We start from the raw sequence: 10,807 nt of genomic DNA, 5'->3' as shown, positions 1-10,807 counted from the left end.
CAAGGCATTGTCAAGCTTGAAAAACTTTCGGATCGGGCTCTAAGGAACAGGGTGATCTGGAACTGGAAGTGCGAAGTATAGGGCTGTACGGAACTGTTCTTGTTGATATAGGCCAGTATGATTCCCAGCGCGCTGGTGCCGGGAATGAAAAATCCGATCAGATATAAAATATAGATAATGTTGACCATGGCATTTCCACTTTCCCCGGTAGGGGAGGGCGGTGTGCCCATGCTGTCATGGTGATTGAACGCCATGGCGTGCCTTTCTTGCTGTCACGGCTGTGCCGCGGTGCGATTGCTTGCTTCAGGTCAGGGTGGGGCCTGCGCCTATCGTAGCATGCCGGGCAGTGGGAATGTGTATGGATGATGCCATGAAATCTTCCTGACGGCCCTATGCCAGACAGTCTTGTGTCAGTCCTGTTGTACGGCAAGGTAAGATATTATCGAAACAAATAAAATTATGATACGGAAGAAACATGCCATCAGGCCCGTCTTGTGCTGTGGGCATGTCGGTGGGCTGCATCTTTTTCGTGGGGGGGTGATGAATATTTCCCATGAAGCCGGATGGGGCTTGCTTCGGTCGGGGACGTGGGTGTATCGGCGGTGCGAAAGACAACCGCAAAGCCGGTTCATTACTTATTTTATTTCCATACAGAGCAGATACATGACCGAAAAACCGACCGTCCAGGCTGTGGGGACGTCCGAGGCCGGGCGTGCGTCCATACATCCCACATGGATATTCTTCATCCTGGCGATGGGGGGATTTGCCATTGGCACCGCCGAATTCGCGGCGATGAGCCTCGTGCCGATGATTTCGCGTGACATGCATGTCACCGTGCCGCAGGCGGGGCATGCGATCATTGCCTATGCGGTGGGTGTGTGTGTCGGTGCGCCGCTGATTGCCCTGCTTGGGGCAAAGGCCAGCCGCAAGCTGATGCTGATTGGCATGACCGCGCTTTATGTGCTGGGCAGCGCATTGACGGCTGTCGCGCCGTCATTTTCATGGCTGCTGCTGTTTCGTTTCATCAGTGGCCTGCCGCACGGGGCCTATTTCGGCACGGCGGGTATTGTCGCCGCCTCCCTTGTCCCTGAACGTCAGCGGACGCAGGCGGTGGCCCGCGTGGTGCTGGGCCTGACGATTGCGACGATTGCGGGGGTGCCGTTGGCGAATGGGCTGGGTCTGCTGCTGGGGTGGCGCTGGGCCTTTGTCCTGATTGCGGCGCTGGCATTTTCCACCATGCTGCTGGTCATCCTGTTTGTTCCGGCCGACCCGGCGCGCCCCGAGGCCAATGCCCTGACGGAACTGCGTGCCATGCGCAGCCGCCAGGTCTGGCTGACATTGGGGATTGGTGTCATCGGGTTTGGCGGCATTTTCTGCGTCTATACCTATCTTGCCTCCATCTTGCAGGAGGTCACGCATGCACAGCCGTTCATGGTCCCGGTCATGCTGGCGGTCTTTGGCGTGGGGATGACGGTGGGGACGATGGCATGCGCATGGGCGGCTGATCGCAAGATGATGCCGACCATTGGTGGAACCCTGCTGGTGAATGCGGCGGCCCTGGCGGGGTTTCCCGGATCAATTCACAGTGTGTGGGGCATGATGCCCATCGTGTTCATGATCGGCTGTGGCGGGGGGCTGGGCACCGTGATCCAGTCGCGGCTGCTTGGTGTCGCGGTGAATGCGCAGGCCCTTGCCGCCGCCATGAACCAGAGTGCCTTCAACCTTGCAAACGCCATTGGTCCCTGGCTTGGCGGTCTTGCGATTGCCGCAGGCTGGGGATGGGGATCGGTTGGCTGGGTCGGGTGTGCGCTGGCGATGGGGGGATTTACGATGTGGATGCTTTCGCTCAGTGATGAGCGCGCGGCAACCCGGCGCAAGGCTGGTGGCTAGGTTACGCTATTGAACGGTCATGACCATAGCCTGTAACCTTTGGACATGACCTCTTTTTTTCCTGACGGGGTGATGTTGCCACCCCTGCTGGGCGACCTTTTCCCTCCCTATGCCCTTTCACGCGCGGATGCAGCATTGCTGTTGCGGGTGCAGGGGATATTGGATGCCGATATTGCACCGCATGCGGCGGACCATGACCGCAACGGGCGCTATCCGGTGCATGCGGTTTCGTTGCTGAAACAGGCGGGGCTGCTGATGTTGCCGGTTCCGCGTGCCTATGGCGGGATGGGCGCGACACAGGCCCTCTCGTTGGAGGTAATGGTCAGGATCGCGGCGGCCGACCCCGCCGTGGCGCAGATATACAAGGTGCATGACGACCTGGTGCGGGAGATATTTTCCTATGCCACGCCAGCATTCTGTCATCACCTTGCCCAGCATATCATGTCGGAACACGCGATCATTGGCATGGCTGTTGCCGAAAATGGGCGCACGGCCGACAGTTTCCTGCAAACACTGGCGATTGGGCAATCCGACGGGCAATGGGTTTTGCGTGGGCGCAAGATCTATGCCACCGGCGCGGCTGGCGCGGACCTGATCGCCATCAGTTCGTTTGATCCACAGGCGGCGCAACATCAGGGCGATCCACGCGCGGGCCTGCGTTTTGATCTTGTGCCGCGTTCGGCGCCGGGCCTGCGTATCCTGCGCGACTGGGACCGGATGGGACAGCGTGCGACGGATTCAGGCACCGTCATCCTCGATGATGTCCGGGTCAGCGCGGCGTCCAATGCCCTTGCACCACAAAGCGTGCTGCCGGTCCATACATCCCTGCGCCATCAGGCGGGGTTCAGCGCGATCCTGGTCGGGATCGGCATCGGTGCGCTGCGGGCCGGATGCGCCTTTGTCGCGCATCACAGCCGCCCGTGGGGCGCGGCGCAGGTCGAACATGCGACGGATGATCCATATGTGCAGCGCATGGTGGGCGAAATGGGGGCGGACCTGTCGGTGGCGTACTGCGCCGTGCGACAATGTGGAGAGCTGCTGGACCTTTATGAACGTGGTGGCCTGTCGCGTGCGGCGCTTGCCATGCCGGTCAGTGCCGCGCGTTCCGTTGCGACACGTGCGGCGTTACGCGCGACATCGGACATCCTTGCCGCGACTGGCGCACGGGGGACTGATGCCCTGCATGGGTTCGACCGGTACTGGCGCGATGCGCGCACATTGTCGCTGCATGACCCGGTGGACTGGAAAAATGCGGAAATCGGGCGGCATCTCCTGACGGGCTGGACCCCGGAACCCGGGCCATATCAGTAACGGGGGACCGGGCAGGGTGTTTTTGCTATCATATTGTCATCATAAAGACCTTTCATGAATCCTGCTCCGTCCGTTCTCCTGTCATATAGTGTCGCCGACACGAAGGTGATGGCCCCTTGGGTGTCATTTCGAATATATAACCACCTTGCTGTATAGGCATGGGCCATGATTGCGCGTGACATGGCATGTCCGCACTATGATGGGAAAAAGGATTGATGGGCATGTTGCATGCGATTGGGTTGATGAGTGGCACATCCCTTGACGGGGTTGACGCGGCCCTGATCGAAACGGACGGACACAGGGTCGGTGCCCGTGGGCCGTCGCTTTCGCTGCCTTATGCCCCGGCCCTGCGGGAGCGGATGCGCGATCTGCTGGACCGTGCGCCGAACCTGTCGGCGGATGCGCCCGAAGTGCGCGAGGTGGAACATGCCCTGACCCTGCGCCATGCCGAAGCTGTGCAGGCCCTGCGGGACAAAGCTGGAAACCCGCATGTCGATGTCATCGGGTTTCATGGGCAGACCCTGCTGCATCAACCGCTGGCGCACCGGACATGGCAGGTGGGGGATGCAGACCTGCTGTATCGGGAAACCGGCATTCCGGTTGTCCATGACTTTCGCAGTGCGGATGTCGCGCATGGTGGGGAAGGTGCGCCACTGGCCCCCTTTTACCATGCCGCCCTGCTGCTGGGGCAGGAGCGACCGGTGGCCATCGTCAATATCGGCGGGGTGGCGAATGTGACCCTGCTGGATACGGATGGGCGCGTGCATGCCTGCGATACGGGGCCGGGCAATGCCTTGCTTGATGACTGGGCGCGCCTTCATACCGGCCATCCGTGCGATATTGACGGGCGTCTTGCCAGTGGGGGGCAGGTGGATGCGGATGTGCTGCATGCGCTGCTGTCTGACCCGTTCTTTTCACGACCCGCGCCAAAATCGCTGGACCGGCAATCCTTTCACCGCGCATTGTCGATGGTGTCGCACCTGTCGGCGCAGGATGGGGCGGCGACGCTTGCGGCCTTTACCGTGGCGGGTATTGCCTCCGTTCCCCTGCCACAGACGCCGCGTGCGTGGTACATCTGTGGCGGTGGGGTGCATAACCCGGTCATTATGCGTGGGTTGCGTGAAACCCTGCCTGGTATCGTGGCCCCCGTTTCCGGACTGGGGTGGGACGGTGATGCGTTGGAGGCGGAATGTTTCGGCTTTCTGGCCGTGCGTTCGTTGCTGGGCCTGCCGATCTCTGCGCCTGAAACAACAGGGGTTGGCCATCCGTTGACGGGGGGACGCATTGTCGGCGCGCGTACCCGCGCGTAAGTAAAGCATCCTGCGTTCATAACGGATTGTTCCTTTCCATGCCTGATGCTGCCTCCCTGCCTTTCGTCACGGTCATTTCCACCGGCGGGACAATTGCCCGCCATTCGGATAATCCGTGCGATACCGTTGATTATGCGGAAATCGGGCATGACCTTGGGGGCGGCCACCTGCTGTCGGCGCTGCCTGATGTGGTGCGGGCGCGTTTTCGTGTTCGTGAAATTGCGTTTTCACAAAAAGACAGCAGCCATATGGATATGTCGCAATGGGCTGTGCTTGCGCAATGTATCCGCGACCTGCTGCGTGACAGTCCTGACATGGCGGGCGTGGTGGTGACGCACGGAACCACCACGCTGGAGGAGGCTGCGTTTTTCCTTGACCTTGTTCTGGATGGGGAACGTCCTGTCGTGCTGGTCGGTGCGCAGCGTCCCGCCAGCGCCATCAGTGCGGATGGGCCGGCGAACCTGCATGCGGCACTCCTTGTCGCGGCGAGTGCGCAGGCACGGGGCAAGGGGGTTCTGGTGGTTTCGGATAATGAAATCCATGCCGCCAGCAGCGTGACCAAGGCTTCGACCTATCGCCTGGATACGTTCCGTTCCCCTGATTTCGGCCCGCTTGGCGTGATTGAGGGGGATGTGGTCTGTTTCGCACGCCAGAGTGTTGCGCGCAGGCATATTGACGGCGATGTTCTGGCACGTCTTAGGCATGGCGTGCCGCGTGTGGATATCTGCTACAGCTATTCCGGTGGTGATGGGGCGGCAATCGCGGCGTTCCATGCCGCAGGCGCACGGGGGATCGTGGTGGCCAGCATGCTGCCGGGAATGTGCGCGCCTGCGGAAAATGCACAAATCGACGCGGTGTGCGCACAGGGTGTCGCCATCGTCATGTCCAGTCAGGGATCGTCGGGTGCCACGCTGGCACGCCATGACCTGCGCCAGCGTGGCATCATGGCGGCAGGGCGCCTGCGCCCGCGTCAGGCGCGGATCATGCTGGCATTGTGCCTTGCGCTTGACCTGCCGGTGGTGCGTATACAGGAACTGTTCGATATTCCCTGATGGGAACGGTAAATGCCCGATTGCGAAATATGGTGTGAATGCGTGGTGGTCTTGGAGACGCTTTGAAAAGCCAGCACCCCACGGTACAATAAAAGTCATTGGCGAGTATTTTTTAAAATATTTGAAAAAATCTCATGTTATTCAAATTTGTTGTCAGCACGGTGTTTACACGCCGTCTTGTGGATGAAGCGCTTTGTCAACGGCGGAGCAGCAAAATCCGGCAACCGCAGTTTCTGGTTTTGAATGGATTTTTCAAAAATCAATCAGGCATATTGAAAGTTTTCTGAAAGCCTGCCTGACCAGCATCGCCTTTCCATAACAAGGTTTCTGGTGATGCTGCGCCCAAAGACATTGCGCAGGCATGGTTTTGTAATATGTGCCCCCAGTGGGGCGCTGGCCCTGATTTTTCAAACGGTCTCTTGCCGGGACCTACCTTCAGAAGACACTGTTAAACGCGAATTGCGGGCACAGGACGCGTGCCGTGTTGTGCCCGGCGAACAGCGCGGACACACCGGCGATGATGCCAAAACGCGGTGACCAGTTATATTCAATGGCCGGGGCGACCATCCAGTCCCCTGACCCGTCGCCGGTGGTGCGTATCAGGCGGCCCTGTGCATTGCGGCCATGGATATACGCCCCATCGGCCCAGTCCCGTGCAAGGTCCATTGCAAGGACCCATTTCTGATTGATGCCATATTCCAGTGAAAATCCGCTTTCACCATACATGCCGGGATGTGCCGCGCCCCGGAAACCTGACGTCGTGCCGTAACTGCTGGTGTTGGTGATGCGTGCGGCACCCAGCGCGTGGCGCCATGTGCCCCATACCCGCAACCGCAGGGCATGATGACCGGGCAGGACGTAAGTCGATTGTTCCGTCAGGGCAAGACGGAACGTATAGGCCCCACTGCCCACGCCATCCTCGCTGCGGCCAAGGTTGCGGTAATCCCCGGTGGGAAAGGCCACACCGGCAAAGATGCTGAGTGCCGGGATGAGGCGGCGTGGATCAGCGTCAAGGTAGCGCCACATCACATCGACGGGCACATCCCCTATTTTCGCGCCGCTTGTGGTGTCGCCATGTTTTCGCCACCCGTAACTGAGGGTAGGGGTGGTCTGGATGCTGATCGCATTGGTGATGGCGTATTTGTACAGCGTGAAATTCGAAATTTCGTGCATCCCGTCATGGATCGGCTGCCCATGCCCCCCGCTGTCGAGGAATCCCGTCGGTGTGCTGTAGGTGAAATAGGGTTCCCACGCGAAAACCCCCTTCTGCGTCAACGCGCCGGAGGGGGAGATGAGGGAGCCGGTATACCATTGTTCATAGGCGGGGGAGGGCACCTGTGATCCGCCTGCCGAACCATTGCCCGTGCCGGCCGCGTGCAGGGGCAATGCCGGCAGCACACCGCACAGGAGCACAAGGCACGCGCACAGCGCAGGCCGACAGGGGGCACCCGGGCGGGGGCGGCATCCTGCATGCGGCGTTGGGGCAACTCGGTGGTGTGTCTTTCCATGGCTGGCGCCATGGGGCGTGTGGGCAGGCAATAGACTGACTCGGGTTCGCCGGGCTGGCATTGGAGCCCGTGCGGAAAACCGGGCGGGCATATCCGGGGGCATGAGGGGGGCTGCGGTGTCGTGTCGGTTTTACGGCATCATGATCTGTCTTGCCCCGTGCCACATATCCGCGATCCTCCCCGGCATGGCGGGGAGGAAAAGATAAAATACGCAATGGAACAAGAGTTTAAAAAGGTATGGCTGCCATTTGCCCCTGCATGCTGATTTTATTTGCGTCGCAGCATGCACCAGCCCAGCACGAGGATGACGCCAATGACCGGAATGGCCGCGATCGTGCTTGTGCCCGCAGGATAATCGCAGAGCATCAGGAACAGCACACAGCCCAGAAAGCCAAGAGAAAGCCACGCGGTAAGCGGCGCACCGGGCATGGGAAAGCCGGTGGGCGCGATTTCGCCACGGTTGATGGCCTGTCGCAACCTGATCTGGCTGAGCAGGATGAAGCCCCAGGTGCTGATGATGCCGACCGAGGCGAAGTTAAGGACGATTTCAAAGACCTGGCTGGGAACCACGTAATTCAGCACCACCCCCACAAGGTAGATCGCAACCGTCAGCCCGATCCCCGCCGCCGGTACGGAATTACCGTTCATATAGGACAGGAAACGCGGCGCCGTGCCGCCAAGCGACATGGCGCGTAACACTCGGCCGGTGGAATACAGGCCGGAATTCAGGCTCGACAGGGCGGCGGTCAGCACGACGATGTTCATGACCGTGTCAATGCCCGGAATGCCCAGCGCCTGAAAAAACGTGACGAACGGGCTGGTGCCCGCATGATATGCCGTCCATGGCAACAGGCAGACCAGCAGGATGACCGAACCGACATAAAACAGGCCAATCCGCCAGATCACGCTGTTGATGCTGCGCGGCAGGAAGGTGCGCACGTCTTCGCATTCGCCTGCGGCAGTACCGATCAGTTCAATGCCGGAATAGGCAAAGACAACCCCCTGCATCAGGATCAGCGCGGGGATCAGCCCATGGGGAAACAGTCCGCCATTTTCCGAAATCAGGTGCAGTCCGGTCCCATGCCCGCCGACAGGCATGCGCAGGCCCAGCACGGCCGCCCCCACGATCAGGAACAGCGACAGCGCCACCACCTTGATAAGGGAGAACCAGAATTCCATTTCCCCGAACCATTTGACGCCGATCATGTTCATACTGGTGACGATACCCAGCGCGCCAAGGGCGAACACCCATTGCGGCACATGTTCGAACGTGCCCCAGAAATGCATGTACAGTGCAACGGCGGTGATATCGACAATGCCCGTCATGGCCCAGTTCAGGAATGACAGCCATCCTGCGACGAAGGAGGCCTTCTCGCCCAGAAATTCGCGCGTGTAGGAGACGAAGCTGCCGCAAGTGGGGCGATACATCACCAGTTCACCCAGGGCGCGCAGGATCAGGAACGAAAAGAACCCGCACACCAGATAGACGATCGCAAGCGACGGGCCTGCGATCTGCAGGCGTGATCCCGCACCCAGAAAGAGGCCGGTGCCGATCGCCCCACCAATGGCGATCATCTGGATCTGACGTTTGCCAAGCCCTTTGTGATATCCTTCATCATCCCCATCCGGCAGGATATGTACGTCGTCTTCGGGGGCGGTTCCGGGAGGGATCATGCGTTTGTTTCCGATTGCCGATATGGGGTGAGGGCAGGGGACGAAAGGTTTTTTTCCCTTGCGATACGATAAAGGACAGGGGCCAGCGCGGCCTTCAGGTCCGGGGGATGATGGCTGTTGCGCGGTGGTGGCGGGGGTGCGGTCGCTGCGATCCGTTCCAGCAGGAGGTCGCGCGCACGGGTCGTATCGCCTGCGCACATCGCCTCCACGATCGCGACATGCGCCGCATACACGATGCGGGCCGCCTGTATCGTGGGCGTCCCGTGCGCAAGGCTTGAACGCGCCATCAGCGAACGCATGGTCTCGGTCATGGCCGGGTTGCAGATCAGGCGTGTCAGGCAGACATGGAAATCCGCCAGCATGAAGCACACATGGCTGATGTCGCCATCATCCAGCGCGGCCTGCTGCTGCGCCAGGTGATGGCGCACAAAGCCCGCAGCCTGTGCCGACAGGGGAACCGTCAGGTGCAGGATGCCCGCCTGAATGATCCGCCGTGCCTCACATGTTGCGTGGATTTCGTCGCATCCCTGTTCGGGGATGAACCATCCGCGCTTTGCCACCACGTTGACAAGCCCGCGTGCCTCCAGCCTGACGAGGGCCTCGCGCACGGTCGCGCGTGACGCCCCGAAGGCGAAGGCAAGTCGCCCCTCGCTCAGGCAGGTACCGGGCACAAGGCGGCGCGCCATGATGGCACGCAGCATAACGCGCTCGATATACACGGGAAAAACTTCGTTCATTGTCCTGGCGTGTTGTTCCGGGTTGCGCTCGAACTTGTCAGACATCTTCATGTCTGACAAGGGGAGCTTTCGATCGGGGGGCAGCGTGGGCCGCGACAACAAATTGTGCCCCCCGGTGGGGTACGGTATCGAGACGGGGCCAGCGCGACGCCATCCCCGCCGGGGACGGTTCAGGGCGTGGCATGCGCGACGGCGTGGATCATGGGGTGCGATGGTGGTGCGCGGACTGCTTTTTATGTTTCTGTTCCTTTTCGGGACGCTGTGCGCAGCCCGGGCGGAGGATGAGCGTTTTGACGCCGATGAACTGGCGTCCGGCGCCCCCCATTATTTCGTGCTGCGTGCGACCGATGCCCGGACCACGCGCATGACCGGCGACGTGCGGATGTCGGAAACGGCACTGGATTTCACCAACGGCAGCAGGATGGACGTACAGCCCGTCGATACGAATGTGGAAGATGGGCTTGTCTATCGTGTGCTGGACGAAGAAAATCCCCTCATGCCCTCAGGTCGCCCGCTCTGCCCCGCGCCGCTGCATCCTCTCTATCTGGTCTTTGGCAGTGCGGATGCCCATGCGACACAGGAACAGCCGCGTTCCGATACCTATCAGATGACGTTGTTCTGTGGGTCGCGGGCATTGGATTTCGCGCTGGTGGACCCGGCGCGGCGCGCAGCGGTGCTGACCTATCGCCGGACAACGGACAGCAACTGGGCCAACTCCTCGGATGAAGGGGGGTATGTGCGTGGGGAGGTGGAGGCCCATTGCAGGGCAACCCATCCCCCCGGCATATCCGGCGAACAGGTGTGCATACAGCGCGAGGAGGAAGCCTATCGCCAGATCCTGCTCCTCAAGGCACCGTCTGACGCCCTCAAACGCTGTGGTTCCTATGTGACGGCGCGTGCATCGCATACGCAGGGCGATGACGTCAGCTTTGTCAGCATCCAGCATTGTCTGGGGCTGCGTGACAGCCGTGCGGTGTTCGATTACTGCGCGATGCGGATCACGGGGCAGAAGCGCGCCAGCGATACGACATTCTGGGATGCGCAGCCCGAGCAGGCGCATGGGATTTCCGTGTGTTTCAACGCGCTGGCCGCCCGGCAGGGCCATAATTGACCTGACAGGCCCTGAGGCAGGGATGGGCAATAAAGGCTTGCGGCGATCATTTGCTTTTGGGGATTTGCCAAACGTCGCGTTCGCTTAACGTATTATCAGGGTTGCTGTCTCAAACAGCCCCTTTTTTTAGAGACTGTTTGAAAAGTCAGTCGCGATAACATACTGAAATTATAAAGGTTTCTGGTGAAGCTTTTTCTAAAAAGCTTCAGAAGAC

8 protein-coding genes and 1 pseudogene are annotated in these 10,807 nt (G+C 60.3%); 5 read left to right on the top strand and 4 right to left on the bottom strand.

The genetic code is table 11. From position 1 onward, the window contains the following. Positions 1–254, bottom strand: a pseudogene (locus B7G66_RS08565) (hypothetical protein); the annotation flags it as partial. 409 nt (positions 255–663) lie between these two features. On the opposite strand from B7G66_RS08565, the gene B7G66_RS08560 reads away from it, so the two are divergent. From B7G66_RS08560 to B7G66_RS08545, 4 genes are all read left to right on the top strand, one after another. After that, on the top strand, positions 664–1,890 hold the full coding sequence (locus B7G66_RS08560) for an MFS transporter (RefSeq protein WP_003621292.1): 1,227 nt from the start codon (positions 664–666) through the stop codon (positions 1,888–1,890). A 45-nt stretch (positions 1,891–1,935) separates the two neighbouring features. After that, the gene (locus B7G66_RS08555; protein ID WP_003621291.1) at positions 1,936–3,201 is read left to right on the top strand and encodes an acyl-CoA dehydrogenase family protein; all 1,266 of its coding nucleotides are present in this window, start codon (positions 1,936–1,938) and stop codon (positions 3,199–3,201) included. A 221-nt stretch (positions 3,202–3,422) separates the two neighbouring features. Beyond that, positions 3,423–4,511 carry an anhydro-N-acetylmuramic acid kinase gene (locus tag B7G66_RS08550; protein ID WP_040512575.1) on the top strand — a complete coding sequence of 363 codons (1,089 nt, stop codon included), beginning with the start codon at positions 3,423–3,425 and terminating at the stop codon, positions 4,509–4,511. A gap of 38 nt (positions 4,512–4,549) precedes the next feature. Further along, positions 4,550–5,563 carry an asparaginase gene (locus tag B7G66_RS08545; protein WP_003621287.1) on the top strand — a complete coding sequence of 338 codons (1,014 nt, stop codon included), beginning with the start codon at positions 4,550–4,552 and terminating at the stop codon, positions 5,561–5,563. A 435-nt stretch (positions 5,564–5,998) separates the two neighbouring features. Here B7G66_RS08545 and B7G66_RS08540 read toward each other — a convergent pair whose 3' ends face one another. The 3 genes from B7G66_RS08540 to B7G66_RS08530 all read right to left on the bottom strand — a co-directional run bounded on the left by B7G66_RS08540 (position 5,999) and on the right by B7G66_RS08530 (position 9,482). Next, the gene (locus B7G66_RS08540) at positions 5,999–6,991 is read right to left on the bottom strand and encodes a hypothetical protein (RefSeq protein ID WP_371861380.1); all 993 of its coding nucleotides are present in this window, start codon (positions 6,989–6,991) and stop codon (positions 5,999–6,001) included. Positions 6,992–7,338: 347 nt separating this feature from the next. Next, a complete protein-coding gene (locus tag B7G66_RS08535) occupies positions 7,339–8,745 on the bottom strand; it encodes an amino acid permease (RefSeq protein ID WP_003621283.1) in 1,407 nt (468 codons plus the stop codon). Continuing rightward, positions 8,742–9,482: a GntR family transcriptional regulator gene (locus B7G66_RS08530; protein WP_167613982.1), complete on the bottom strand. Its 741-nt coding sequence runs from the start codon at positions 9,480–9,482 to the stop codon at positions 8,742–8,744. The genes B7G66_RS08535 and B7G66_RS08530 overlap by 4 nt, the downstream gene beginning before the upstream one ends. Before the next feature lie 49 nt (positions 9,483–9,531). Between B7G66_RS08530 and B7G66_RS08525 the strand changes: the two genes are divergently transcribed. After that, a complete protein-coding gene (locus tag B7G66_RS08525; protein WP_141312692.1) occupies positions 9,532–10,593 on the top strand; it encodes a hypothetical protein in 1,062 nt (353 codons plus the stop codon). Positions 10,594–10,807 lie beyond the last annotated feature (214 nt).

Origin of the sequence: Novacetimonas hansenii JCM 7643 (assembly GCF_000964405.1) — a bacterium.
In the GTDB taxonomy this organism is placed as follows: Bacteria; Pseudomonadota; Alphaproteobacteria; order Acetobacterales; family Acetobacteraceae; genus Novacetimonas; species Novacetimonas hansenii.
The sequence above is the reverse complement of the archived record's forward strand: the minus strand, read 5'-3'. Positions and strand labels throughout refer to the sequence as shown.

Coding starts and splice junctions, on each gene's coding strand:
- B7G66_RS08535 (WP_003621283.1), bottom strand. CDS start 8,745: ATGATCCCTCCCGGAACCGCCCCCGAAGACGACGTACATATCCTGCCG.
- B7G66_RS08560 (WP_003621292.1), top strand. CDS start 664: ATGACCGAAAAACCGACCGTCCAGGCTGTGGGGACGTCCGAGGCCGGG.
- B7G66_RS08545 (WP_003621287.1), top strand. CDS start 4,550: ATGCCTGATGCTGCCTCCCTGCCTTTCGTCACGGTCATTTCCACCGGC.
- B7G66_RS08550 (WP_040512575.1), top strand. CDS start 3,423: ATGTTGCATGCGATTGGGTTGATGAGTGGCACATCCCTTGACGGGGTT.
- B7G66_RS08555 (WP_003621291.1), top strand. CDS start 1,936: ATGACCTCTTTTTTTCCTGACGGGGTGATGTTGCCACCCCTGCTGGGC.
- B7G66_RS08530 (WP_167613982.1), bottom strand. CDS start 9,482: ATGAACGAAGTTTTTCCCGTGTATATCGAGCGCGTTATGCTGCGTGCC.
- B7G66_RS08525 (WP_141312692.1), top strand. CDS start 9,532: ATGTCTGACAAGGGGAGCTTTCGATCGGGGGGCAGCGTGGGCCGCGAC.